22 protein-coding genes are annotated in these 24,461 nt (G+C 69.1%); 8 read left to right on the top strand and 14 right to left on the bottom strand.

All coding sequences use genetic code 11. The annotated features are described in order from the left end of the window. The 7 genes from ACFSZT_RS23725 to ACFSZT_RS23755 form a co-directional block, all read right to left on the bottom strand. On the bottom strand, window positions 1–1,137 hold the full coding sequence (locus ACFSZT_RS23725; RefSeq protein ID WP_377383839.1) for an acyl-CoA dehydrogenase family protein: 1,137 nt from the start codon (window positions 1,135–1,137) through the stop codon (window positions 1–3). Further along, the gene (locus ACFSZT_RS23730; RefSeq protein ID WP_377383836.1) at window positions 1,134–2,294 is read right to left on the bottom strand and encodes an FAS1-like dehydratase domain-containing protein; all 1,161 of its coding nucleotides are present in this window, start codon (window positions 2,292–2,294) and stop codon (window positions 1,134–1,136) included. The genes ACFSZT_RS23725 and ACFSZT_RS23730 overlap by 4 nt, the downstream gene beginning before the upstream one ends. 35 nt (window positions 2,295–2,329) lie before the next feature. Further along, window positions 2,330–3,247: an SDR family oxidoreductase gene (locus ACFSZT_RS23735; protein ID WP_377383833.1), complete on the bottom strand. Its 918-nt coding sequence runs from the start codon at window positions 3,245–3,247 to the stop codon at window positions 2,330–2,332. 11 nt (window positions 3,248–3,258) lie between these two features. Continuing rightward, window positions 3,259–4,503, bottom strand: coding sequence for an acyl-CoA dehydrogenase family protein (locus ACFSZT_RS23740; protein ID WP_377383830.1), 1,245 nt, complete (start codon window positions 4,501–4,503; stop codon window positions 3,259–3,261). Window positions 4,504–4,585: 82 nt separating this feature from the next. After that, window positions 4,586–5,593: an alpha-ketoacid dehydrogenase subunit beta gene (locus ACFSZT_RS23745; RefSeq protein WP_377383827.1), complete on the bottom strand. Its 1,008-nt coding sequence runs from the start codon at window positions 5,591–5,593 to the stop codon at window positions 4,586–4,588. Next, entirely contained in the window at window positions 5,590–6,627 is a 1,038-nt protein-coding gene (locus ACFSZT_RS23750; protein ID WP_377383825.1) for a thiamine pyrophosphate-dependent dehydrogenase E1 component subunit alpha, read from the bottom strand. The genes ACFSZT_RS23745 and ACFSZT_RS23750 overlap by 4 nt, the downstream gene beginning before the upstream one ends. Window positions 6,628–6,852: 225 nt before the next feature. After that, window positions 6,853–8,325, bottom strand: a complete 1,473-nt coding sequence (locus ACFSZT_RS23755; protein WP_377383822.1) for a pyruvate, phosphate dikinase — start codon at window positions 8,323–8,325, stop codon at window positions 6,853–6,855. 166 nt (window positions 8,326–8,491) lie between these two features. Here ACFSZT_RS23755 and ACFSZT_RS23760 point away from each other — a divergent pair, with 166 nt between their 5' ends. Genes ACFSZT_RS23760 through ACFSZT_RS23780 form a run of 5 tightly spaced genes read left to right on the top strand, consistent with a single transcriptional unit; the run spans window position 8,492 to window position 13,482 of the window. After that, window positions 8,492–9,283, top strand: a complete 792-nt coding sequence (locus tag ACFSZT_RS23760) for an enoyl-CoA hydratase/isomerase family protein (protein ID WP_377383819.1) — start codon at window positions 8,492–8,494, stop codon at window positions 9,281–9,283. Continuing rightward, window positions 9,280–10,887 carry a class I adenylate-forming enzyme family protein gene (locus ACFSZT_RS23765; RefSeq protein WP_377383816.1) on the top strand — a complete coding sequence of 536 codons (1,608 nt, stop codon included), beginning with the start codon at window positions 9,280–9,282 and terminating at the stop codon, window positions 10,885–10,887. The genes ACFSZT_RS23760 and ACFSZT_RS23765 overlap by 4 nt, the downstream gene beginning before the upstream one ends. Then, entirely contained in the window at window positions 10,878–12,017 is a 1,140-nt protein-coding gene (locus ACFSZT_RS23770) for a hypothetical protein (protein WP_377383813.1), read from the top strand. Before ACFSZT_RS23765 ends, ACFSZT_RS23770 begins: the two co-directional genes overlap by 10 nt. Continuing rightward, the gene (locus ACFSZT_RS23775; protein ID WP_377383810.1) at window positions 12,014–13,075 is read left to right on the top strand and encodes a phosphotransferase family protein; all 1,062 of its coding nucleotides are present in this window, start codon (window positions 12,014–12,016) and stop codon (window positions 13,073–13,075) included. The genes ACFSZT_RS23770 and ACFSZT_RS23775 overlap by 4 nt, the downstream gene beginning before the upstream one ends. Continuing rightward, window positions 13,051–13,482 (top strand): hypothetical protein, encoded by a 432-nt coding sequence (locus tag ACFSZT_RS23780; protein ID WP_377383807.1) that lies wholly within the window; start codon window positions 13,051–13,053, stop codon window positions 13,480–13,482. The genes ACFSZT_RS23775 and ACFSZT_RS23780 overlap by 25 nt, the downstream gene beginning before the upstream one ends. Before the next feature lie 7 nt (window positions 13,483–13,489). Here ACFSZT_RS23780 and ACFSZT_RS23785 read toward each other — a convergent pair whose 3' ends face one another. From ACFSZT_RS23785 to surE, 4 genes are all read right to left on the bottom strand, one after another. After that, on the bottom strand, window positions 13,490–14,998 hold the full coding sequence (locus ACFSZT_RS23785) for an AMP-binding protein (protein WP_377383804.1): 1,509 nt from the start codon (window positions 14,996–14,998) through the stop codon (window positions 13,490–13,492). Window positions 14,999–15,000: 2 nt separating this feature from the next. Continuing rightward, entirely contained in the window at window positions 15,001–15,645 is a 645-nt protein-coding gene (locus ACFSZT_RS23790; protein ID WP_377383801.1) for a hypothetical protein, read from the bottom strand. Window positions 15,646–15,719: 74 nt separating this feature from the next. Then, on the bottom strand, window positions 15,720–17,240 hold the full coding sequence (locus tag ACFSZT_RS23795; RefSeq protein WP_377383798.1) for an AMP-binding protein: 1,521 nt from the start codon (window positions 17,238–17,240) through the stop codon (window positions 15,720–15,722). A 77-nt stretch (window positions 17,241–17,317) separates the two neighbouring features. Further along, on the bottom strand, window positions 17,318–18,340 hold the full coding sequence (gene surE, locus ACFSZT_RS23800; protein WP_377383796.1) for a 5'/3'-nucleotidase SurE: 1,023 nt from the start codon (window positions 18,338–18,340) through the stop codon (window positions 17,318–17,320). Between the two features lie 167 nt (window positions 18,341–18,507). Between surE and ACFSZT_RS23805 the strand changes: the two genes are divergently transcribed. The 3 genes from ACFSZT_RS23805 (at window position 18,508) to ACFSZT_RS23815 (ending at window position 21,621) form a co-directional block, all read left to right on the top strand. Continuing rightward, window positions 18,508–18,984, top strand: coding sequence for a MarR family transcriptional regulator (locus ACFSZT_RS23805; RefSeq protein ID WP_377478350.1), 477 nt, complete (start codon window positions 18,508–18,510; stop codon window positions 18,982–18,984). A gap of 149 nt (window positions 18,985–19,133) precedes the next feature. Then, a complete protein-coding gene (locus ACFSZT_RS23810) occupies window positions 19,134–20,534 on the top strand; it encodes a phosphotransferase family protein (RefSeq protein WP_377383790.1) in 1,401 nt (466 codons plus the stop codon). Between the two features lie 10 nt (window positions 20,535–20,544). Further along, window positions 20,545–21,621: a hypothetical protein gene (locus ACFSZT_RS23815; protein WP_377383787.1), complete on the top strand. Its 1,077-nt coding sequence runs from the start codon at window positions 20,545–20,547 to the stop codon at window positions 21,619–21,621. Between the two features lie 35 nt (window positions 21,622–21,656). Here the strand turns inward: ACFSZT_RS23815 and ACFSZT_RS23820 are convergent, their stop codons facing one another. The 3 genes from ACFSZT_RS23820 to ACFSZT_RS23830 are packed head-to-tail and all read right to left on the bottom strand — an operon-like array spanning window position 21,657 to window position 24,312. Further along, complete coding sequence (locus tag ACFSZT_RS23820; RefSeq protein ID WP_377383785.1) at window positions 21,657–22,127, bottom strand: hypothetical protein; 471 nt, start codon at window positions 22,125–22,127, stop codon at window positions 21,657–21,659. Beyond that, window positions 22,124–23,182, bottom strand: coding sequence for a phosphotransferase family protein (locus ACFSZT_RS23825; RefSeq protein ID WP_377383782.1), 1,059 nt, complete (start codon window positions 23,180–23,182; stop codon window positions 22,124–22,126). Before ACFSZT_RS23825 ends, ACFSZT_RS23820 begins: the two co-directional genes overlap by 4 nt. Beyond that, entirely contained in the window at window positions 23,182–24,312 is a 1,131-nt protein-coding gene (locus ACFSZT_RS23830; protein WP_377383779.1) for a Gfo/Idh/MocA family protein, read from the bottom strand. Before ACFSZT_RS23830 ends, ACFSZT_RS23825 begins: the two co-directional genes overlap by 1 nt. Between the last annotated feature and the right edge of the window lie 149 nt (window positions 24,313–24,461).

Raw genomic sequence — 24,461 nt, forward strand, 5'->3', positions numbered from 1 at the left:
TCACAGCCCCGCCGCGACGGCGAGTCGCTCCCGGTGCTCGTCCGGGTTGCCGAACAACAACTGCGCCGCCTTCGCCCGGCGGTAGTACAGGTGCGAATCGTGCTCCCAGGTGAAGCCGATCCCTCCGTGAACGTGCAGCGCCTCGTCGGCCACGTGCGAGAAAGTCTCCGAACACAGGGCTCTCGCCAGGCTCGCGCCTTCCGCGAGCGCACGGGCGGTGTCCGTCGACGGATCCTCCAGGTAGTCGTCAGCCGTCCGCACGGCATGGGTCATCGCGGACCGGGCGAGTTCGACCTCGAGCAGAAGGTCGACCAGCTGGTGCTTGATCGCCTGGAAGCTCCCGATGGGCCTGCCGAACTGAATTCGGTCCATGGCGTAGCCCACCGCGTTGTCGAGGCAGCGCTGCGCCCCGCCGACCTGCTCCGCGGCCAGCAGGACCAACGCGACGTCGAGTCCGGCCTCGAAGCGGTGAGCGACGTCGGGCTCGGCGACGAGACGCGCCGGAGCCCGGTCGAACTCGACGGTCGCCAGCGGCCTGAGCAGGTCGAGCGAGGTCAACGTGGTGACCCGTGCGTCCGCGGCGTCCACCGCGAACACGCCGATGCCCTCGCCGACCCGCGCGGGCACCACCAGCACGTCGGCGAAGGACGCGTCGGTGACGAAGCCCTTGGTCCCGGTGATCGTCCAGCCCTCGCCGTCCCGCTCCGCGCGCACGGACGTGGCATCCGGGGCGTAGCGGCCGTCGGTCTCGTGCACGGCGAGCGTGGCCACCGTCGACCCGGCCGCGATCCCGGCGAGGAGGTCACGGGCAGGCCCCGGACGTTCGTCCTGCACGACGGCGCGGAGAACCGGCAGCGCCAATCCGGCCGTCGCGAACATCGGCACCGGCGCCAGCGAGGCACCGAGCTCCTCGAAAACCACCGCCAGATCGGCGACCGAGGCTCCCGAGCCCCCGTCGGCCTCGGGCACGATCAGCCCGGCGAGCCCCATTTGGACGCTCAGAGCCCGCCAGAGGGACTCGTCGGTTCGGGCCCCGGCATCACGGTTCTCGGCAAGGTAGGGCCGCACGTCGACGTGTTCGTCCAGGCACCGTCGCACTTCCGCCCGCAGCTCGGCGCGGACGTCGACCGCGGTCACCGCTCCGCCCTCGCCCTGGCGGCCACCGGGCCGGCGGTGCCGTCGCGGGTCGGCAACGCGACCACCGCGGTGCCCGGCATGACGTCGTCGCCCCGCTGGTTGCGCGCGAAGGTCTCCACCTCCACCACGTGCTCCCCCGCCTCGTCGACGGACTTGCCCACAACCGTGCCGCCGAGATCGATGACGTCGGACAGGTAGACGAACCCGCGGTACTGGGAGGAGACGTGCTTGACCCAGCCACTGTCGCCACACCAGTTGGTGAGCAGATGGATCTGCCAGCATTGCCGCTGGAACCCCACGTCGTACTGGAAAGCCACGCCCATCGCGTTCGCGGCCGCCTTGTTGTAGTGCACCGCGTAGATCGGCTCCTGCGCTCCGGTCACCGGGTCACGGAACGACCAGGCCGGGTGAGCGGCGTAGTCGTGCAGGGACGCCGCATGCGCCTTCAACCGCGGAATCGGCGTACCGCCACCGGCGATGAACGCCACCTCGTCGGTCAGTCCGATCGGGCCCTTGGTGAGGAGATCGATCGAGTCCCCGACCTCGACGTCCTCCCAGTAGCGCGGCTCGGCCCCACGGGGACGCTGCGCGAGCACCCGCTCCTCCACCGCCCGCAACTCGTCCTCGCTCCAGGGGTGCGGAACCTCGATCTTGCGCTTGCCGCTCTTCCCGCGTGCCGCGGCGCGCTCGTAGTTCACGACCTGCCAGCGAATCTGCGCGACCTGCTCGCCGCGTTGGTTGACGTAGTCGTTGACGAAGTGATCGGTGACCATCCGGCCCGCGAAACTGCTGGGGCGAGGCCCGGTGAAGCCGTCGTAGCGGCACGTCGCCTCGATCTTGTCGCCCCAGTAGATCGGCGCGTGCAGGTCCATCTGTGTGGCCGAGTGGAACGAGCCCAGCCCCGGCCACCCGAACTGGATCCCGGAGAAGCAGCCGATGACGAACGACGGTGGCGCGACCGGGGCGCCGTAGTCCGAGGCCGTGCCCCGCTCGGCGTCCGTCCACAGGTCGTTGGTGTCGCCGATCCCGCCGGCGAACTTCGTCACCGCGATGCGGGTCGCTTCCTCGTTGTTGACCGAGTGCCCGATCCGGAGCTGGATACCCGCCTTGGCCTTCATCGACGCGATCATCGCCTCGTCGATGACCGCCTCGGGCATCCGGGCTTCCTTCTCGGCCCTCACATCCTGGGTCGTCACTTCTTACCGCCTGACGGGTTGGCACTCCACGACTGGCCCTGCGGGATACCGGCCTCGATGACCGCCTTCTCCAGATCGGCGACGGTCCACCTGCCCTCGGTGGAGAGCTTCCACTCCGGATCGAGCTCCCACGGCCGTACCCGCTGCACCCGGCTGCCACCAACCAGGAACACCTCGCCCGAGATCTCGCACACCGGGCTGGACAGGTAGGTCACGAACGGTGCGACGTTGCCCGGGTGCCAGCGGTCGAACTTGCCTTCCTTGGGTGCCATGGCGTCGCCGAACGTGCTCTCGGTGAGCCGCGTGCGCGCCTGCGGGAGAATCGCATTCACCCGCACGCCGTAGCGCTTGAGTTCCTTGGCCGCCACCTGGGTCAGGGACGCCACGGCCGCCTTCGCCGCCGCGTAGTTGGCCTGGCCGGGATTGCCGAAGACACCCGACTCGCTGGAGGTGTTCACGACCGACGCACGCACCTCGCGGCCGGCCTTGCTCTCCTCACGCCAGTGCCGAGCGGCCTCACGCGTCACCAGGAACGTGCCACGCATGTTCACGCGGACGACGACGTCCCAGTCCTCGTCCTCGATGTTGACCAGCACGCGATCCCGCAGGATGCCGGCGTTGTTGACGACCGCGTCGAGCCGACCGAACGCGTCGAGCGCCGTGCCGACCACCGACCGCGCGCCCGCGGCGTCCGCGACGTCGTCGCCGTTGGCGACGGCCTCCCCGCCGGCCTCCTTGATCTCGTTGACCACCTGCTGCGCGGGCCCGATCTCGCCGCCGGTGCCGTCCTGAGCGCCGCCCAGGTCGTTAACGACGACCTTCGCACCCTCGGCGGCGAGCAGGAGGGCATGCTCCCGGCCGATTCCCCGGCCGGCTCCAGTGACCAGCGCGACTTTACCGTCAAGGCTTCCCATTGCGGTCTCCTTCATGTCCTGTTCTTCGAGTGCGCGCCGGGCTCCTTGGGCAGGCCCAGTACGCGGTGCGCGATGATGTCTCGCTGGATCTCGTCGGTACCGCCTCCGAGCCGCATGCCCGGTACGCCGAGGACGAACTCCGCCCACGAGAACGTGCTCCGCTCGCCGGTGTCGGCCAGGAGCCGTGGGCCGAGCGCGGTGGCGACCAGGTCGGACAGGGCGGCCAGGTTGGCCGTCAGGGCCAGTTTCGACAGCGACATCTCCGGTCCGGGTGTCGTCCCCGCCTTCACGGCCGCCTCGGCGCGGGCGCGCATGGCCTTCGCCGCGGTGAGTCCGATGTGGACACGGGCGAACGCCTGCCGTACGGCGGGGTCCTCGGTACGTCCCATGTCCTTCAGCCAGGCGATGATCCGTTCGAGCCGGAACAGACCACTGCCGCCCGCGGTGGAACCGCCGATGGCACCACGCTCGTACATCAGCGTCGCCAGTGCGACCTGCCAGCCGCCGTCGACCTCGCCCAACCGGTTCTCGTCCGGCACGTGGACCCCGTCGAGGAACACCTCGTTGAAGTCGGCGCCGCCGGTCATCTGCCGCAGCGGCCGCACCTCGACGCCGGGAGCGTGCATGTCCACGAGGAACGCGGTCAGGTTGCGGTGGCGTTCCCCGTCCGAGGTCCGAGCCAGGAGCAACCCCAGGTCGGAGTAGTGCGCGCCCGAGGTCCACACTTTCTGACCGGTGACCACCCAGTCACCGGTCGCCGGATCCCGGTCCGCCTTGGTGGAGACGGATGCGAGATCCGAGCCGGCGCCCGGTTCGCTGAACAACTGACAGCCGACGACATCGGCGCGCCGGAGGGCACGCAGCCATCGCTGCTTCGCGGCCTCGGTGCCGTAATGCTGCAGCGTCGGCAGCACCATGCCGAGGCTCACCCCGAGCGGAGACCGGGACGGCACGGAATAGCGCCGTTCCACTTCCTGGTAGGCCCGCTCGTAGCGGGCGGGTAGGCCCGAACCGCCGTACTCGGGCGGACCGGTGATCCAGCCGAAGCCGGCATCGAACACCGTGCGCTGCCAGTCGCAGGCGCGCTTGGCTTCGGCTTCGGTGGCGCCGCGAAAGAGCGTCACCCGGTCCTCGTCCTCGGAAAAGTCGAACCGATGCTCACCGTCCGCGCGCGGAGCGGCGGACTCGACGAAGGATTCGGCTTCCGCGCGGAACTCCTCGAGAGAAGGCGCTCGGCGCGCTGAATCGACCGACACGGAAGTCTCCTCAGGAATTGCCCATGTCCATGTACTGGTACTCACACCCAGCCTGATCGCGTCCCTGCCGATCAGGTGCCGGCTACCGTCCGGTGACGTGTCGCACGGCGGCGACGAGGTCGTCGGCGTTCGGGATCGCCCGCAGGCTCTTGGCGAACGGAATCGGCGCGTACGTGCCACCCACCCGGGCCACCGGCGCCATGAGCTCCCCGAAGAGCTCCTCGGTGATCTTGGCAGCGATCTCGGCACCCGGGCCGCAGAACTGCGTGGCCTCGTGTGCGACCACCGCGCGCCGGGTGCGGCTCACCGACTCCAGCACCGTTTCGAAATCCAACGGGACCAGGGTCCGCAGGTCGATCACCTCGGCACTGATGCCTTCCTCGGCCAGCGTCTCCGCGGCCTGCAACGACCACGGCACCGCGGGGCCGTAGGTGATCACCGTGACGTCCGAGCCCGGGCGTTTGATCGCCGCCTGGCCCAGCGGGATCGACACCTCCCCGGTCGGCACCTCCTCCTTGTTCGTGTACTCGAGGTGGATGTGCTCGATGAACAGGCAGGGGTCGTCGTCGAAGATGCACGACGTCAGCAGGCCCTTGGCCTCGGTCGGCGTCGAGGCCATCACGACCTTGATGCCGGGCGTGTGCATGAACCAGGCCTCGAGCGACTGGGCGTGCTGCGCACCGAAGCGGCTGTTGCCCACCACGGTCCGCACCGTCAGCGGAACACTGCTGCGCCCACCCGACATGTAGCGCAGCTTGGCCGCATGGTTCACCAGCTGGTCCGACACCAACGTGAGGAAGTCGCAGAACATGACCTCGGCGACGGAGCGGTAGCCGCCCAGCGCCAGTCCCACCGCGGCGCCGACGATCGACTGTTCCGCGATCGGTGTCGCGCGGACCCGGTCCTTTCCGTACTTCGTGGACAGGCCCTTCGTCACCTTGAACACGCCGCCCATGGGGTCGGCGATGTCCTCGCCGAGCAGCACGACCTTCGGGTCCTTGGCCATCGCGAGATCCAGCGCCGAGTTCATCGCGACGGCGGCGGACATCTTCTCGGTCTCGACCGTTCCGGGTTCTTGGAGAGTAGTCATAGCAGGTCCAGCACCAGCTTCTTGTCGGCGAACACGTCCTCGTGCAACTGATCGGCGTCGGGCTGCGGCCGCGATTCGGCGTAGGAGAACGCCTCGGCGACCGACGACTCGGCATCGCGCTCGATCGCGTCCAGCCGCTCCGGCGCGACGAGCCCCTGCTCGATGAGCCAGGTCCGGAAGTTCGGCGCAGGGTCCCGCGTCATCGCCTGCGCCAGCTCGTCCTTGGGTACGTAGCTGTAGTCGGCGGTTCCGGTGTGACCGGTCAGCCGGTACGTCTCGAACTCGAGGAACACCGGGCCGCCGCCCGACCGGATCGAGTGCACGGCGTCGGAGAGCGCCCGCCACGAGGCGATCGGGTCGAATCCGTCAACCTTCCGGGCGGTCATGCCGTACGACGCCGCACGCTGGGCGAACTCCGGCGCCGCGGTGTACTCGGCGAGCGGAGTGTGTTCGGCCCACTTGTTGTTTTGGCAGACGAACAGGACGGGCAGCTTCCACAGGGCGGCCATGTTCATCGCCTCGTGGTACGCGCCGATCGAGGTCGCACCGTCGCCGAACGTCACCGCGACGATCTTCCCGTCGCCGTCCAGCTGAGCGGCTATACCGAGCCCGGCCGCGATGGGCAGGCCCGATCCGACGATGCCCGTTGTGGCGGTCATCCCCACCGAGTCGTCCTGCAGGTGCATCGGGCCGCCCTTGCCCTTCGACACACCGTCGACGCGGCCGTAGAGCTCCGCCATGATGGATTTCAGTGACACGCCCTTGGCCACCACGTCACCGAGGTTGCGATAGGTGGACACGAACTGGTCGCGCGGCTCGAGAACGGCCCCCAGAGCCGCGCAGACCGCTTCCATCCCGCGTACCGGGTAGAACGCCGCCTGCAGCTTGCCCGCCTTGGCCTCCTTCTGGGCACGGGAGTCGGCCAAGGTGGTCGTGACCATCACCCAGTACATCCGTTCGAGGTCGGCGGTGGACGGCAACGGGGCTGTGCCCGTCTCCTCGTCCCTGGCGACCTCGTGAGGGGTCTCGGTCAAGACAGCTCCTCCTTTGCTGATGACGACTCCCCCGGGGCCTGAGCCGTAGCCGCGAGGTCAAGATCGGACACTCGGTGTGCCGCCGGCCGGCTGCCCACCCACTGCGCGTGAGAACGGAACCCCGGTGGCGAGAGGACTCCTCCTCACCAAGCCAGTTCCCAGATTAGTCTAGTGCTAGATAATTTACAAGACGCCCATTTGCGGGTTACCCGGCCGAGGCCGGCGTCAGGACTGCAGCTGACCAGCCTCGTTCAACGCCGGCCGGAGGTGGGACGCCGCTCCGTCGGCATGCTCACGCACCCACGCACAGAACTCCTCGAGAACCGCGTCGCCCGTACCGGCCCCGGTCAGCGGCAGCGCACCGTCGAGAACCTCACCCGAGGTGCTGTCCACGGTCACGATCCGCCCGGCCAGCGAGCTGAGCACACCCTCGCCGCACCCCACGATGCACGGCCGGCCGAGCTCCCGGCTCACGACCGCGGCGTGAGACGTCGCGCCGCCGATCTCGGTGATGATGGCGCGCGCGGCGAGCATCCCGTGTACGTCGTCCGGGTTCGTGGTCGGTGTCGCGAGTACCACGTCCTTCCCCTCGGCGGCCTGCTCGTCGGCCTCGTCCGCGGTGGTCACGACGACACCGGACGCGACGCCGGGGCACGCGACCTCACCCGTGGCGAGGACGGTCGCGCCCGCGCGTGCTTCGGGATCGAGATGCGGTTGCAGGAGCGCGCTCAGCTGCTCGGCCGTCACCCGCTCCAGCGCCTCGGTGACGCCGATCAGACCTTCGTGGCGCATCGCGACCGCGTGCCGCAACGCCGCCGTCGCCGAGCGCTTGGCCGATCGAGCCTGGAGCAACCACAGTTTGCCCCGCTCGACGGTGAACTCGATGTCCTGTACGTCGCCGAACTCGGCCTCCAGCACCCGCGCCGCGGCGAGCAACTCCTCGTGGACCCCCGGGAGAGAGGAGGCCAACGCGGACAGGTTCAGCGGGTCGAACCGACCGGAGACCACGTCCTCACCCTGGCCGCCGGGCAGCCACTCACCGTAGGGTTCGGCGGCTCCGGTCACCGGATTACGACTGAACAGTACTCCGGTACCGGACTGTTCGCCGAGGTTGCCGAACACCATCGCCTGGACGGTCACGGCCGTGCCGGCGTCGTCGGGCAGGCCGTGATGCTTGCGATACGCCGTCGCGCGCGGCGAGCACCAGGAATCGAAGACGGCCGCGACGGCCTTCTCGAGCTGATCCCACGGGTCCTCACTCGGCGCACTACCCACGATGTGGGTGAACTGCTCGACGAACCGGCGATAGGTGTCGGCACCGAAGGACTCGTCACCCGACTGCCGGGACAGCACGGCCGCGATCTCCGCGTTGACCCCGAGGTTGAGGATCGTGTCCATCATCCCCGGCATGCTGCGCGCCGCGCCGGAACGGACCGACACCAGCAGTGGCGCCGCCGGGTCACCGAACTTTCTGCCGACCACTCGTTCGAGGGCGGCGATGCCCTCCCGCAGAGCACCGGGAACGTGGCCGGGCACCGTCCGGCCGGAGGCGTAGTACTCCGCACACACCGTCGTGGGGAAGACGAATGCCGGAGGCACCGGGAGACCGAGCGAGAGCATCTTGTTGATACTGAAGGCCTTGCCGCCGAGCAGAGCGCGATCGCCGCCGTGCGGACGGCCCGCCTCGAGCAGAATCATCAACGTCCCTCCGGTCCGCAGACACGGCCGGAGCTGTCGCCCATCGGCCGCTTTTATCTAACCTAAAAATATCTGGCTCTAGACTAAAGTTCCATGGTCACCTTGTCCATAGCACCCCAAATGCTCTACGTTTAGAGTACTTGACCCGCTGATCCGGAAGGCGGAGATGACCGGTTACGCAGCACTGACGCTGGCCACGACGGGCCGGGTGGCCGAACTGCGGCTCTCCCGGCCCGACCTGTTGAACAGGTTCGACTCGTCCCTCATCACCGAGTTGCACTCGGCGCTCCGGGAGCTCCGGGACGACCCCGAGGTCCTGGCCGTGGTGTTCTCCTCGACGGGCAAACACTTCTCGGCCGGCGGGGACTTCGAATCGATGCTGGCCGCCAACACCGATCACCAGGTCCTGATGCGCCAGGTCGACGAGGGACGCGAGCTGTTCCGCGCCTTCGCCGACTTCCCCAAGCCGATCGTCGTCGCTCTGCACGGCGACGTCTTCGGCATCGGGTCGAGCCTCATCCTGACCGCAGACGCCATCGTGTCGACACCGACAGCCCGGCTGAGCGACCCGCACGTGCACATGGGCCTGGTGGCCGGCGACGGCGGCTGTGTCGCCTGGCCGGCCAACCTTCCCTTCATCCGCGCCAAGCGGCAACTGCTCTGGGGTGACCCGATCACCGGCAAGGAGGCCTGCGAACTCGGCATCGTCACCGAACTGGAGGACACCGCCGAGCAGGTTCGCGACCGGGCCTTCGACCTGGCGCACCGCGTCGCGGCGCTGCCCCCGGTCGCGGTGCAGCTCACGAAGCGGGCCCTGAACAAGCATCTGCACGCTCGCATCGACGACGTCTTCGACGTCGGGTTCTATCTCGAGGCCATCAGCGCGCGCACAGCCGACGTCACCGAAGCTGTCGCCGCGTTCAAGGAGAAGCGGAAGGGCAGGTGGACCGGGGCATGACCACCGTGGAGTCGGCTCTGGCGGCGATCTGGGGCACCGACGTCGTCCGTGATCCCGAAGGCCCCGGTCTGCTGTACGAACCGCGGCCGCGGTGCGTCACCGGAATGCTCGCCGGAACGGACCGATGGGCGGACCGCACCTTCCTCGTCCAAGGCGAGCGGCGGATCGATTTCGCGACGTTCCTGAATGCCGTGCCACGTGCCGCGGGCGCGCTCCCCGCGCGCGAAGGCGACAAGGTGCTCGTGCTCGCCTACAACAGCCCCGAGTTCGTGCTCGCCATCTGGGCGATCTGGTGGGCAGGCCTCGTCCCGGTACTCGGCAACCGCTGGTGGAGCGACCAGGAGATCGAGCACGCGGTCGCCCTGACCCAACCGGCGCTTGTGCTCAGCGACCGCGACGCACCGCAAGGGCATGCACCGACCGCTCCGTGGACACGCATCGCCGACCTCGGTCGCCACTTCGCAGGCGAGGGCACACCGGTCGAGGTCAGGGAACCGGACGACGAATTGTCGCCCGGCATGGTGCTGTTCACCTCCGGCTCGTCCGGCCCGCCGAAGGCGGTCGTGCTCTCGCACCGGTCCGTCGTCGCCAACCAGCACAACCTGCTCAGCCGCTCGCGCATGCTGCCCCAGACGATCTCCACGGACGCACCGCAGCAGGTCATGCTGGCCTGTACGCCGTTGTTCCACGTCGGCGGAGTCTCCAACCTGATCACGCAACTCATCCTGGGTGGGCGGCTGGTCATGACCGTCGGCCGGTTCGACGCGGGCGAGGTGCTCGAACTCATCGAGCGGGAGAAGGTGCATCGCTGGGGCGGCGTGCCGACCATGGCCGCACGCGTGCTGGCCCATCCCGACTTCGATCGGCGCGACCTGTCCAGCCTGCGGTCCTTCCCCCTGGGCGGCGCCCAGGTGTCGGCGGCGCTGCTCGACCGGATGCGCACGAAACTGCCGCAGCTCCGGCAGCGAGGGCTCGCCAACACCTGGGGCATGACCGAGTCTGGCGGCTTCGTCACCGTGGCGGGCAACCGCGACCTGGAACGCTTCCCCGGCACGGTCGGACGGCCTTACCCCGTCGCCGAGTTGCGCATCCTCGATCCGGACGAGACCGGCCGTGGCGAGATCATGCTCCGCTCCCCCACGGTGATGCTGGGCTACCTCGGGCTCGACGACGGCACGGTGGACGCCGATGGCTGGCTGCACACCGGAGACCTCGGCCGGCTCAACGACGAGGGCTACCTCTTCCTCGATGGACGGTCCAAGGACATCGTGATCCGGGGCGGCGAGAACATCGCGTGCGCACACGTCGAGCAGGCACTGCTCGCCCACCCGGACATCGTGGAGGCCGCCGTGTTCGGTCTTCCGCACGAGGACCTGGGCGAGGAACTCGCCGCCGCGGTCACGCACCGAGCCGGCCCGGCGCCCGCGGAGGACGAGCTGCGCACCTTTCTCCGCGGGCGGCTGGCCCACTTCGAGGTTCCCACGAGGTGGCGCATCGGCAGCGACCCGTTACCGACGCTGGCCGGTGAGAAGGTCGACAAGAAAGCCCTGCGAGCCGAGCTGGCCGCAGAACTGGACACGAAGGACGGCTCCCCGTGCGACTGACCCCTCCCGACGAGTACTTCCACCACCAGGTCTCGCTTCCGCACTCGATGGTCGGTTCCAGTGACCCGAGCTGGCGTGAGCGTTACTGGATCAGTATCCAGGACGTCGAGAACCAGGACACGGTGCTGACCTGCGGTATCGGCCAGTATCCGAACCAGGACGTGCAGGAGGCGTTCGTCGTCGTGTCCGAGGGCGGCAGGCAACGCAACCTGCGGCTGGCCAGGGAACTCGGTCCGCGCAGTGACGTGATGAAGGTCGGTCCGCTCACGATCGACGTCGTCCGCCCGTACGAGGACCTGCACCTGGTCCTCGACGACAATCCGTCGGGCATGACGTTCGACCTGCACTGGAACGGCACGATGGAGCCGGTGCTGGAGGGCAGGCACTTCCAGGTCAGCCGGTCGCGCGCGACGTACGACGCCATCCGCTACGTCCAGGTCGGGCGCGCCTCGGGCACGCTGCGCACGCCCGACGGTGAGCGGCAGGTTCGGCCGGAGCACTGGTGGGGCGAGCGCGACCACTCGTGGGGCACGCGCCCGCTGCCGCGGACGCAGGGCACTCCCCCCGGGCAACGCCCGGAATGGCGGATGCTCATGTTCTGTCCGATCCAGATGCCGGACTTCGGCCTGCACTTCTACCTCTACGAGGCCGAGCCCGGCCGTCCCGTGCACCTGTCGGCCGGGGTCTCGCACCCGCTCGGCCGAGCCGCAGACGAGGCGTTTCCCGACGAGGCCATCATCGGGGTGGACCACGATCTCAGCTGGGTGGCAGGCGCACCGGCCGCGACCCTGTCCGGCGGCACGATCGTGGTCACGCTGGCCGACGGCCGCAAGCTCGACTTCGAGATCCGGGCGCTGCCCGGCCGGGCCTGCCTCCGCGGCGGCGGCTACGAGGGCTGGAACGGCTGGTTCCAGGGGCACTGGAAGGGCGAGGAGAGCCTCGAACACGAGATCTGGGACCTCACCGACGACTCGCAGTTCTACCGCTACGCCAAGGCGTCGAGCGACCACCTGATCGAGGTCCGGCACGGCGGCAAGACGGGCTACGGCGTGATGGAGTACATGGTGCTGCCCGGGTACTCGAAGTACCCGGACGCGATCCCGCCCAGGCCAGCGCGGGCGGACCGATGAACCAGGACGCGGCGGAGTCCGTCGAGGTTGTCCAGCAGCGGTTACGGGACTTCCTCGCGGCGCGGACCGGTGATGGGAACGTGACCGTCACCGGGCTGCGCCGCTCCGGCACCGGGTCGTCGCGCGAGAACTGGCCGTTCGACGCCGGCTGGGTGCAGGACGGCCACTCCGTGCACCGGCCTCTGCTGCTGCGCCGGGACCCGCCGAGCTCCGTGGTCGACACCGGCCGGACCACCGAGTTCGCACTGCTCAAGGCGCTCGAGCCGACCCCGGTACCGGCCCCAGTCGTGCACTGGCTGGACGACAGCGGGGACGAGTTGCTCCGGCCGAGCATGGTCGTGGACCGGCATCCCGGACGCGCACACCGAGCGGTACTCCGCGACAAGAACCCACTGGGCCTGACCTCGACCGAGCGCACCGAGCTGGCGAGGAACCTGTGTGACCTGCTCGCGTCGGTACACGCGGTCGACGTGGACGCCGCGGGCCTGCGGGACGTCCTGCCCGGTCCGCAGCCGGACCCCGCCACCGCCGAGCTGGACCGCTGGGAACGCATTCTCACCGAGTCCGAGTGGGAACCACAGCCCACGCTGCGGTGGACGCTGCGGTGGCTGCGGGACCATGTTCCTCCTCCCCCGGCCCGGCACGTGCTCGTGCACGGCGATTTCCGCCCGGCCAACGTGCTCGTCCACGAGGGGCCCGTGCAGGCGCTGCTGGACTGGGAACTGGCTCATATCGGCGACCCGCTGGACGACCTCGGTTGGTACTGCGCGCCGCTGTACGAACGAGAGCACTTCATTCCCGGCAGCTGGGAGCAGGCGGCCTTCCTGCGCCGGTATACCGAGCTCACCGGCACGCCGGTCGATCCCGACGCGTTGCTGTTCTGGCAGATGCTCGCGATGTTCCGGCTTGCCGTGATCGCGCTTCAGGCAGTCCGGGTGTTCTGTGCCGGCGAGTCCGACCGCCCCGCCGCACCGGCCGCCGCGCTGACGCGCCGGCTTGCGTCCACCGTGTCCGAAACTCCTGAGAGGCCGTCATGCGTCCGACCCCAGCCGAGTTGATCACCCATGTGCGCCGCGTGCTGCGCGACGTCGTGGAGCCGGAACTGACCTCCGAGTACGCTCGAGCGCGCCTGACGGAGGTCCGTGCCGTGCTCGCACAGGTCGACTGGGACAACGCCGGCCTCCAGGTCAGGTCCACGGCCACGGCGTTGCGCGAGACGCTGGCGGAATTCCGCGTCTGGGTGGACGCCGACGAGCGCCGCCAGGTCCACTTCGGACCGTCGGCGAGCCTCGATCTGCTGGACACCGACGCCGCGGACTTCGCAGGTTGGAACGAGTTACACGCCCGGTACACGGGCATCGTGGTGTCGCTGATCGATCCGCTGGAGGACTGGTTGCGCGCCAACCCCGACGACAAGGACGGTCTGGACCTACGACGGCAGCTGCTGACGCTGTCCGCCGGCTGATGGCCGATCAGCGCCGGGTGACCGACCGGTCAAGCTTGCGCTTGTACAGCTTGCCGTTGTCGCCACGTGGCAGCTCCGGCACGAACTCGACGGCACGCGGGCACTTGTAGTGCGCGAGGCGGGCCCGGCAGTACTCGATCAGCTCCGTGCCCAGTTCCGGCCCGGGGGCCGCATGAGCCGCGGGCACGACCAGAGCATGCACGATCTGGCCGTATTCCTCGTCGGGGACACCGATCACCGCCACGTCGTCGACCGAGGTGTGCAGCAGGAGCACGTCCTCGGCCTCCTGCGGATGAATGTTCACGCCACCCGAGATGATGAGCTGATCGCGCCGGCCGGTCAGGTACAGATAGCCGTCCTCGTCGAGATACCCGAGGTCGCCGACGGTCCGCCAGCCGCGTGGGTCCGTCGACGCCTGCGTCTTGCGCTCGTCCCCCTGATACCGGAACGCACCGGCTCCCTCGAACCACACGGTGCCGATCTCGCCGGGTGGCAGCTCGGCTCCGTCGGGGTCGGTGATGTGGATCGTGCCGGTAAGCGCTCGTCCCACGGAGCCCGGGTGCGCCGCGACCTCCGTGGGCCCGATGTGGCAGTTGCCGTAGCTCTCCGAGGCGCCGTACAGCTCGTGCACGACCGGGCCCCACCACTCCATGAGCCGCTGCTTGACCTCGTGCGGGCAGGGCGCGCCCCCGGTGATGGCCACTCGCAGGCTGCTCAGGTCGTACCGCGTCCTGGTCTCTTCGGAGAGCCGCAGCAGACGCAGCAACATGGTCGGGACGAACTGGGCATGCGTGACGCGGTAGCGGTCGATCGCCTCCAGGACCAGCTCCGGATCGAACTTCTCCAGGCACACGACCGTGCCGCCGAGCTGGGTGACCGCGAGGACGAACCGGAACGGTGCCGTGTGGTAGGTCGGCGCCGGGGAGAGGTACACCGTGTCCCCGTCCAGGTCGAACAGCTCGGTGTAGCGCCCGAGGTGCGGCGGCGCGTCAGCTGGGTGGATGTCGCTGCCTGGATGCAGGATGCCCTTCGGCGTGCCGGTGGTGCCGGAGCTGAACATCATGCGGCCACCCAGCCGCTCGCGGGGAAGTGGATCGGCCGGCATGGCCTCGATCGCGGCCTCGTAGTCAGGCAGAGTTCCGTCGCCATCGATCGCCAGCGTCGGTGGTGCCTCGGGCACCCCGCGGAGCGCCGTCTGGCTCGCCGGACCCGCCAGCAGTAGCTCCGCGCCGGACGCCCGCAACACCTCGGAGAGCTCACGCGCGCCGAGATGCCAGTTGACCGGCGCCAGGCATCGCCCCGACCGGGCCGCCGCCCAGATCATCTCCGCCCATTCGAGCCGGTTCTCGCAGGCCACGGCGACGGTCGCGGTCGGCGACAGCCCGTAGGAGTCGAACACCCGGGCCAGCTGAACGGATCGCCGGTCGAGGTCGGCGTAGCTGATGCTCCGGCCCGAACCGGCCATGACCATCGCCTGGTGTGCCGGCTTGTCGACGGCGTGTACTCCGGGATACATCGTCAGACGGCTCGGCCTGCCGCCGCCTCTTCCTCCCGCGTACGCCCGAGCAGGCCGATCAACTCCTCGTGCAGTTCGAACCACACGGTGTGGTAGCTGTCCATGATCGGTCGAGCGACATACTGGTGCTCCCCCGCCCGAATCTGCTCCAGCGCGGCCACGAATCGCGGCGGGTAGTGCGCCAGCCTCGGTGCCTCGGCGACGATCCGGTCGAGCAAGGGCATGAACTCGCTGTGCAAGGCGTCCAGCTTGGCCAGCACGCCGGCGTCGTAATCGGGATCGGAATGGTCGTTGGGTTGGCCGTCATCACGCATCTGCCACGAGGTGATGATCGACTTGAAGCCGGTGTTGTGCCGGTCGAATTCGTGATACAAGCCTTCGAGGCGCTGCTGGTCGATCTGGCCGCGCTCGGCGACGAGCAGCGCGGCCAGCCGCTCCCGCCCCTCCGGCGTGAGCCGGGCACTCGACCCCTTCTGGACACAGAAGCCGGCGGCGACGGCGGAGACCAGCAGGTCGCCACACGCGTCCTCGGTGTGCTGCAGCGAACCCGGCAGGTCATCGGGCTTGACCCTGCCCTTCAACCGGAGAAGCTGCAGCAGCGACAGCTCCAGTTCCTCGGCGCTTCGCGGGATGGACGTGCGCGTCATTGCGTAGCCGCTCCTCACCGTGACATTTGGTCTATTTCACGACTATTGATGGTACGTGTGTTCGTTCCGGGAAGCTAGGCCGGCACGAAGTCGGCCTTGAGCCTGCGCTTGTCGAGCTTGCCCATGGCCGAACGCGGCAGCGACGGGACGAACTCGACGGATCGCGGGCACTTGTAGTGCGCCAGGCGCTCCCGGCAGAAGGTCAGGACGTCCGCGGGGTCCGGCGGCGTCCGTGGGTCACGAGGCACGACCACAGCCTTGAGCTCCTCCCCCATCTCCGGATGGGGGACACCGATGCACGCCACCTCCTCGATCTCCGGGTGCGTGGCAAGCACGAGCTCCGACTCGGCGGGGTAGATGTTGACCCCACCCGACACGATCATGTCCGAGAACCGGTCGGTGATGTAGACGTAGCCGTCCTCGTCGATGTATCCGACCTCCCCGAGAGTGAAGACTCCCGGTTCGAGATGGACACTGCGCTGCTTCTCCGGCGCCTGGTGGTAGACGATCCCACGCCCGGTGGTGTCCCGGAAGTACAAGCGACCTTCGGTACCGGATGGAAGCTCACGACCGTTCTCGTCGACGACCAAGGCCTCGAACGGCGGCACGGGCCTGCCCACGGAACCGACGTGGTCGAGCCATTCGGTCGCACTGATCAGGCAGGTGGTGCCCACCTCACTGGCACCGTAGCTCTCCCAGATGACCTCGCCCCACCACGCGATCATGGACCGCTTCACGTCAGCCGGGCACTTCGAACCGACCTGGAGGACGTAGCGCAGGGACGAGACGTCGTAGCGCTCGCGCACGTCCGACGGAAGCGAGAGCAGCCGGATGAAATGCGTCGGAACCATGACCGTGCTGCCGATCCGGTACCGCTCGATCGAGGTCAGCACCGTCTCGGCGTCGAACCGGCCGAGCACGGTCACCGGCACCCCGGCGACCAGCAGGCGCGTGCTCACTAGCGGCCCACTGTGGTACATCGGCCCCACGACCAGATGCGGACCGTACCCGGCCCACGAGTTCCTGCCCAGTCGCTCGACGTGCTCCGCGATGTCGGCCCCACCGACGAACGAGGTCGGCGGCAACTCGGTGCCCTTGGGCGCGCCGGTGGTACCGGACGTGTAGACGAGCGCAGGCAACGGCGTCCGGTCGACCGGAGGTTCGGAGTCGGCCGCCGAGCCCAGCCAGTCCTCCCACGAGCGCGCGCCCTCGACGACACCGCCGCGGGTGACGACCAAGGAGACCCCGGCGGCGCGGGCTGCGTCGACCGCTCGCTGCGCGGTCGACGCATCCGCCAGCACGACGTCCACTCCGGCATCGGAGAAGATGTACGCCGCCTCGTCCGCCGTGAGGTGGAAATTCACCGGCACCGCCGAGCATCCGGCGAGCGTCGCTGCGACGTAGCACAGCAGGGTTTCGGCGGAGTTCTCCGCGAAGACGGCGACCCGCCGAGCCGGGCGGAACCGCACGTCCAGCAGCCCGTTGATCATTTGCCTGAGCAGCCGATCGACCTCGCTCCAGGTCATTTCCCGGTCGGCCGAACGAAGCGCGATCTCGGCAGGCCGCTGCCGGGCCAGCACCGCGGCGAAGGTCATCCCCAACTCCTCGTTGATCGGAACGGCTCTCCCGCAGATTAGTCTACAACTGAACTATTGTCCATTGGATCTTTTCGTTAGCGGCCGGCGATCACACGCTCGAGCTCGCGCGACTTTCCGGGCCGGCCACGGTCGGCCGAGACCGCGCTGACGCTGATGTATCCGCGCGCCAGGGCCGCGGTGTCGCTGTTCGGACTCAGCCGCGGCGCGGGCTCCACCGCCCCGTAGGCCAGCTGATACGTGTCCGCACCCGACTTGCGGTACGAGAACCGGTCCAGTGCGACCCCGCCGACGTCGGTCCACCGCGGCTCCGGCTCCACACCGGGAACCACATCCGGACCGTTCACGTTGAGCAGCACCTGATCGCGCACGAGGTGCCGGCTCACGCCACCGGCGAGTACCCGCTCCACCAAACCTGTCGCGTAGGTCGCTACCGTTCGGTAGGTGTCCACTGAAGGGACGCTCGTCGCCCGAGTGCCGGCACTCACCGCGATCGCCGGCGCCCCGTGCTCGAGGGCCGCGGTCGCGGCGCCGACGGTCCCCGACAGGTTGACCGACAGGTCGGTGTTGGCCCCGGAGTTGATGCCCGAGAGCACAAGGTCCGGGCCGCCCGACCAGCCGACCCGGTCGGCGAGGAGCGTGCCCAGCGCGAGATCCACGGCATCGGCGGGAGTGACCGACGCCGAGGCTGGCTCACAGGACTCCGCGCCCTGGCAGACGCCGAGCACCACGCCACGACTGGGCGCCGTCGAGCAGTCGGCGGCATACTCGTCCGGCATGTCGGCGGGCGGCGCCACGGTGACCTGCGCCGCGGCCGCCGAAGCCCGGCTTCGACCACTCTGCTGCCCCCACGGGCCGACCACGACCACGTCCGCTCCGGCCCGGCAGAGCGACTTGCGGAGCTCGTACAACCCCCGGCCGTCGGCCCCATCCGGACGGGCCGCCTGCACGGAGTCGTCGTTCGCCAGCAGAATGCGCACGCCGGCCAGTGGCGGGGCGTTCACGTCGCCGTCCACCGCGCCGGCCTGCGGTACCGAGCCGCCTGCCGCCAGCACGCCGGCAAGCGCCGTCGCGAGCAGCGTCTTCCTCGTGTTCATCATGAGCACCGACACTAGTAACTCTAGTTTTAGAGTAGTTGTCGTTCAGGCGAAGAACAGCCGAAGCGCCTGGACGACCGCGCGGCCACTCACGTCCGGGAACGCCGCAGAGTAAACTGTCGAGTAACCGACCACCACCCGAGACAGACCCGACTGGGGGATCAGCGCCCATGGCCACACGCAAGGCGGCCGACACCGCCACACCGGACACGATGACCGACCCTGTGGACTGGGCTCACCACTACTGGCAGGAACACGGGCTCCAGGGGGACGAACAGCGATTCCTGGCCATGTCGTCGCTCCTCCGGTACCAGCGGCTGGTCGTGGACGCGGTGGAGGAGGCCCTGCGGGCCCACAAGCTGAACCTCACCGACTACCTGGTGCTCATGACCCTCCAGCTGTCGGAGAACGGCACCCGGCTGATCAGCAACCTCGCCCGCAGCCTCATGGTGCACGCGACCACCGCGACCCTGGCCACCGACCGCCTGCAGAAGCGGCGACTGATCAGCCGCACCCCCACACCCCACCGACCGACGGGCCACGTGCATCACGATCACGGCCACCGGACGCAAGCTGGTACACAAGGCGACGATCACACTGAGCGAGATCGGCTTCGGCATGGGCGACGCGAAGCCGGAGGCCGTTGAAGGACTGGTCGGCCTGCTGGCCGAGCTCCGGACCGCGGCCGGCGACACCGGGCGCTGAGGACAGCGAGCACAGGCAACAACCCTCTGGCGCATTACTCTAGCTCCAATTACTCTTGCGTTAGAGTAAATTCCGTCGGAGGGAGTGGCCTGTGCACGCAAGGCTTTCTGCGGGACAGGACGCCGTCACCTCGGTCGAACAGGCGCTGGCGGCCGAGCTGGCGGCCGTGCCGGCAGGAAGCGAGCAGGCGGAGGCGGCCGAGGAACTGGGCGCCGCGCTGCTCCGTCGCGCCTCGCTGGACGATCAGGTAGCGCAACGACGGGATCGCCACGCCGCCGAGCTGCACGCCCGAATCGAGGCGGTGCTGCCCGGAGCCACCGGGGCGGTGGACACGCTGCTCGAGGCGCTCAGCAGCAACGCCGACGCGTTGTCCGTCCGAGCGCTCTCGGACCCGGACGTGGCGGAAACGCTCCGCGGCATCGCGTCCGTGCTGGTGGAGACGGAGCTACCGGAGGTCGCACCGCACCGGTCCGGGAACGCGACACGGGACGAGTCGACCGCGTACCGCGCGGCGGCAGCACCGAGCGTGACCGAGGAGCAACTGCTGGCGTGCCTGCGTGCACAGAGCGGGCCAGGCGTCACCATCCACCGGATCACCGGGCTTCGTATGCTGTCGGGAGGCTTCTCGAAGGAGATGCTCGCCGCCACGGTCGAGCACTCCGAGGGCAGCGACGACATCGTCATCCGCAAGGTGGCTGCCGGGCGGACGGCGCACACCCTGGGCGGGGAGTTCGCCGCCCTGGCGTTCGCCTGGCGGGGTGGGGTTCCGGTCGCGGAACCGCTATGGCTGGACGAGCAGGCCTTGGGTACGCCCGCCTTCGCCACCCGGAAGGCGGCCGGGGGGTGCCTGGGCGACGTCTGGGGGCCCACTGGGCCCGTCGACCGGGAAGCGGGAACCGCGATCGCGGCGGCACTGGCGCGGCTGCATTCGCTCGATACCGCCGGTCTGACGGACGCACCGCTGCCGCCGATGGTCACCCGCCGAGAGATCATCGCCGCGATCGAGGAACGACGGGACGTGCTGGATGCCGTCTCCACTCCGTCGACACCCTTCGCCACGATGTTCGCGCTCGTCCTGGGCTGGCTCCGCGCACACGCTCCGGCCGACGTTCGCGACCCGGTTCTGGTCCATGGTGACTTCGGCCTGCACAACCTCCTGCTGGACGGCACCAAGCTCACCGCGGTACTGGACTGGGAACGCGCTCACCTGGGCCACCCCGCCGAGGATCTCACCTACTTGCGTCCGAGCATCGAACCCGTACTCGGCTGGGAGGGGTTCCTGGAGGCTTACCAGGCGGCCGGTGGCAAACCTCCGGATGCCGACCGGCTCACGTTCTACACGGTGTGGCACGACATCTGGCGCGGCATCTCGGCATATCGGATGCGCGCCAAGTTCCTCGCCGACCCCAGCAGGATTTCCGATGCGATGGCCGGTCTGCTCATGTCACCCAGATTCCTGCTGCGCGCGGTCCGTACCGCCTTCCACCTCTGACGGGGGCTCCATGCTGACCGACTTGGACGAGACGCTGTTCCACCAGTTCCCGCAGCCGCTCTCGGTCGTCGCCACAAGCGACCACCGCTTCTTCGACCGGTTCTGGTTCTGCGGAGCGGACCCGGCAGGCGGTGCGGCGTTCTTCGCCGGCTTCGGCCGCTATCCGAACATGGGCACCCGCGACGGTTTCCTGTCCGTGCTGGACGGCGAGACCCAGCACAACCTTCGCGTCTCGACCCAGGCGCCGGCCGCCGACGAGCGGCTGGCCGGGACGGCCGGACCACTCCGGGTCGAGGTTCTGGAGCCGTACCGGCACATCGCCCTGACACTCGACGCGCCGGAGGTGAGGGCGGAGCTGGAGTTCCGCACGTCGCTCGCGCCGCGGTTGGAACGACAGCACACCGAACTGCGCAACGGCCGGGTTCTCCAGGATCAGCAGCGCTACGTCCAGGTCGGCCGATGGAACGGCGTCATCTCCGTGGGCGATCGACGCCATGAGATCGCCGACTGGTGGGGAGACCGTGACCACGCCTGGGGCGTGCGCGTCGACGTCGGCGGTCTGGAGCCACCCGACATGAGCGAGCGGACACGCAGCTTGACAGTGTGGTGCAGCTTCTCCACCGCGTCCTGCCACGGGATGTTCCAGCTTCGTGAGTACGCCGACCGGCGACCGACCTACCTCGACGGCACGCTCTACCGCGATGGTGAACCCGTGGACGTGACGGGCATCGACCACGAGATCGACTTCGTGCCCGGGACGGCGAACTACCGGCGAGCCACCATCCGGCTTCACCTCGCGGACGGCACGACGACCGAGATCGTCGCGGAGCCGCTCACCAAGAGCGCGTGGGCCGGCCGGGGTGGCGGGTACAGCCGCGGGTTCCGTGACGGCAAGGGGTTCGGCGCGCGGCGGGGCGAGGTCGTCGAGTACGACGTGTACGACGTGGGTGACGCCACCCAGGTCTTCCTGGACGGCGCACCGGTCCCAGCGGGCCACCGCGAGCAGATGGCGCGGCTGACCGTCGACGGCGAACCGGGCGTGGGCCATCTCCCGATCATGGACCGGAGCGGCCGGCTTCCGGGGTGAACCGGGAACCCGACCTCGTTCGCTGCGTCGTTCGGTCAGCGGCGTGGGCCGGTGAACGCCTCGACCAGCCACGGTCGCTGACGCTCCAGCTGGTGTCGCAGATACTCCCGCCCGGCCGCGCGGGCGGGGTCGTCGCGGTCCGGCAGCGCCGCGATCAACGTGTCCAGGGCACTCCGCAGGCACCTGGCCTCCGCGCCGAGCCTGCCGACCGTCGTCGGGGCATCCAGCTCCCCTGCCGCACGCAACGCCGCCTCCACCACCCGGCGCGGCTCGTCGGGCAGGGTCGGCGCCCAGGTCTCGAGCAGCGCACGGAGCTCGGAGTTGTCCGCGGCCAGCGCGGGCTCCTCGTGCTCGACCCGGCTTCGCACCATCCGGAGCAGCTGGGCCACGGTGCGGCACAGGCTCGCCGTGTAGCCGTCGTCGTCGGCGCTGACCTTCGGGGCGATGTCCCGCTCGATGGTGGTGATGGTCGCCGCCAGCACCTCCGGAACCGTTGGCTCGATCATGTGGTGGTCCCCGTTTCCGGTGCGAACCCGCAGGCCGCCCCGAGCTTGAGCTGACTGCGGTACTGCACCTCGGTCGCGTTCCACACCAGCCGGATGCTGCTCGCACCCGCGCGGACGCGGTGAGCGCTGTGGTGGGCGTAGCAGAACTGGATCAGTCCGTAGCAGGCCCGGTAGTACGCGAGCCGCTCCGGCGAGATGTCGATGCCCGTCCGCGCCCGGTAGTACTCCAGCGCCTCCGGCCAGCCCCACAGCCTGCGTCCGTCCCGGACGATTTCCGGCACCATTTCCTGCACCTGCGCGAAGTCGTACGCCGGATCGCCGAGCCGCCACAGCTCCCAGTCGCTCATCGCGACGATCCGCCCGTCGTCCGACCAGACCTCCTCGCCGTGCCCGTTCGTGCCCTTGCACAATGCGATGCAGGGGGAATCGGTGGGTGCGCTGTCGCGTAGCTGGGAGAGCGCCTCGGTCACGGCGGGGGACGGCTCTAACCGGAAAGTGGCGAGCCAGGTCTCGATGTCGTCCAGCAGTGCCGTCGCACAATGCTTCACAGACTCGGGCACCGTGCCGATCTCATCGAAACCAAGCGCGCGCCAGTCCGTGGTGTGGACGAGCGCGAGCTTGTCCAGATGTTCCTTGGAAGCAGCGATCTTACGGTCGTCGTCTGCCGGGTCGTCGCTGGACAGAAACGGCAGGTACCAGTTCCCGTCGATCTTGGTGCGGACGTAGGCCGGGCGCCCGTCCGGCTGCCAGCGTGGGTCCTCCTCCATCCACAGCGCTCGGGCCGCCGGCACGGCGCTGCCCGCGAGCCTCCGGTAGACCTCGTACTCCTCGCGAAGCGGCATGGGAATCACGGTACCGTCGGGCAGATCACGTCTGACCACAAACGACATGTCCGATGCGGTGCCGTCCCGGACGACGCGCGCGTCGACGATCCATGTCTCGCGCGACACTCCACGGGAAACGCGGCCGACCCGCTCGATCGACACCTCGTCGACGTCGTCCCGGAGGCGATGGCGAAACCACGTGCCGACGTCGGTCACGTTCTCCAGCCGCATCACAACTGCCGCCGCTGTCCACTCGATGCCGCCTCGAGCACGGCGTCGAGCAACCTGTGCCTGCGGACACCGTGATCGAAGCCGGGCAACGTGGTGCTGCCCTTGTGGAGATCCTCGAGCAGGACCGTGTAGGCGTTGGCGAGATTGGTCGCGGGATCAGCCGGACGCTCCCGGTACGCCGGCACGAGGTGGTACTCGTCCGGGACGGAAAGCTCGACGAGTTCGCGGTCGTCACCCCGCGCGCCGCGCAGGACGACGGGTGCCAGTTGCAGGTGGCCGTGCTCCCCCGTGATGACCAGGTCGCCCTCGGTGCCGTTGATCTCCCAATGGAAATTGGTGCCGCGCGACCGGCCACCCCGGAAGTGCACGGACGCGACGGCACCTCCTTCGAGCACGCCGTGCACGGCGACCTGGTCGTCGGCGGTCTTCTCGACGATCTCGCCGGAGACCCGGTCACGCACACGAGGGCGCCGGTTCGCCAGGACCGCGCCGATTTCGGTGAACTCGCCGAGACAGAGGGTCAGGGCATCGGTCACATGTCCGAACGGGATCGCCAGCATCGTCGAGCCGCCGTCCCGATCGAGCACGTACGCTGTCCGGGAGTCGGCCTTTTCGCCCCACGACATCCCGGACGCCACCACGGTGGTGGACAGCACCTCACCGACCCAACCGGAGGCGAGGATATCTTTGAGGTATCGGATCAGGGGCGCCGACCGAGCTTGCAGACCGACGAAGGCCCGCACACCCTTGTCGCGTGCCGCGGTGGCGAGCGACTCCGCCTCGGCGGCGGATGTCGCGAGCGGCCACTCGCAGTAGACGTCCTTGCCCGCGTCGACCGCCGCGATCACGGCGTCGTAGTGTTTGGCCGCCTGTACGGCCACGACGACGAGATCGACATCGGGGCAGCGGGCGAGGTCCACCGCCGACCCGAAGGTCGACGGTACGCCGTAGCGCTCCCCCGCCGCCTTCGCCGACGCCGCCGAACTTCCCGCCAGCGCGGTCACTTCGTACCCCTCCACAGCGGCCAGCGCCGGCACGTGGGCCTGCGCTGCCCAGCCGCCGGACGCGCTCAATCCCACGAGGCCGACCCGCACGGGCCGCCGTTCCCGGTCGTTCGAATTCTCCGCCATCGCCCCATCCGGCATCGGTTGTCAGCAAAGGGACACTGTCCCGGCCACGGCACAAAACTCGAGTGCCGTCGTTCCGCTCGCCCAAAGCGGCACAATTAGTCTACGATTAGAGTAGATGTTCTCGCAATCAGGCATCCGGCAGGGAAGGG

Origin of the sequence: Prauserella oleivorans (assembly GCF_042685745.1) — a bacterium.
Classification (GTDB): domain Bacteria; phylum Actinomycetota; class Actinomycetes; order Mycobacteriales; family Pseudonocardiaceae; genus Prauserella_A; species Prauserella_A oleivorans.

What these genes read in the sequence shown, in the direction of transcription:
- ACFSZT_RS23745 (WP_377383827.1), bottom strand. Translation starts at nt 5,593, where the DNA reads ATGACTACTCTCCAAGAACCCGGAACGGTCGAGACCGAGAAGATGTCC.
- ACFSZT_RS23795 (WP_377383798.1), bottom strand. Translation starts at nt 17,240, where the DNA reads ATGACCTTCGCCGCGGTGCTGGCCCGGCAGCGGCCTGCCGAGATCGCG.
- ACFSZT_RS23755 (WP_377383822.1), bottom strand. Translation starts at nt 8,325, where the DNA reads ATGATTCTGCTCGAGGCGGGCCGTCCGCACGGCGGCGATCGCGCTCTG.
- ACFSZT_RS23730 (WP_377383836.1), bottom strand. Translation starts at nt 2,294, where the DNA reads ATGCCCGAGGCGGTCATCGACGAGGCGATGATCGCGTCGATGAAGGCC.
- ACFSZT_RS23790 (WP_377383801.1), bottom strand. Translation starts at nt 15,645, where the DNA reads ATGACGCGCACGTCCATCCCGCGAAGCGCCGAGGAACTGGAGCTGTCG.
- ACFSZT_RS23760 (WP_377383819.1), top strand. Translation starts at nt 8,492, where the DNA reads ATGACCGGTTACGCAGCACTGACGCTGGCCACGACGGGCCGGGTGGCC.
- ACFSZT_RS23785 (WP_377383804.1), bottom strand. Translation starts at nt 14,998, where the DNA reads ATGTATCCCGGAGTACACGCCGTCGACAAGCCGGCACACCAGGCGATG.
- ACFSZT_RS23830 (WP_377383779.1), bottom strand. Translation starts at nt 24,312, where the DNA reads ATGGCGGAGAATTCGAACGACCGGGAACGGCGGCCCGTGCGGGTCGGC.
- ACFSZT_RS23775 (WP_377383810.1), top strand. Translation starts at nt 12,014, where the DNA reads ATGAACCAGGACGCGGCGGAGTCCGTCGAGGTTGTCCAGCAGCGGTTA.
- ACFSZT_RS23765 (WP_377383816.1), top strand. Translation starts at nt 9,280, where the DNA reads ATGACCACCGTGGAGTCGGCTCTGGCGGCGATCTGGGGCACCGACGTC.
- ACFSZT_RS23820 (WP_377383785.1), bottom strand. Translation starts at nt 22,127, where the DNA reads ATGATCGAGCCAACGGTTCCGGAGGTGCTGGCGGCGACCATCACCACC.
- surE (WP_377383796.1), bottom strand. Translation starts at nt 18,340, where the DNA reads ATGATGAACACGAGGAAGACGCTGCTCGCGACGGCGCTTGCCGGCGTG.
- ACFSZT_RS23815 (WP_377383787.1), top strand. Translation starts at nt 20,545, where the DNA reads ATGCTGACCGACTTGGACGAGACGCTGTTCCACCAGTTCCCGCAGCCG.
- ACFSZT_RS23805 (WP_377478350.1), top strand. Translation starts at nt 18,508, where the DNA reads ATGGCCACACGCAAGGCGGCCGACACCGCCACACCGGACACGATGACC.
- ACFSZT_RS23780 (WP_377383807.1), top strand. Translation starts at nt 13,051, where the DNA reads ATGCGTCCGACCCCAGCCGAGTTGATCACCCATGTGCGCCGCGTGCTG.
- ACFSZT_RS23735 (WP_377383833.1), bottom strand. Translation starts at nt 3,247, where the DNA reads ATGGGAAGCCTTGACGGTAAAGTCGCGCTGGTCACTGGAGCCGGCCGG.
- ACFSZT_RS23825 (WP_377383782.1), bottom strand. Translation starts at nt 23,182, where the DNA reads ATGCGGCTGGAGAACGTGACCGACGTCGGCACGTGGTTTCGCCATCGC.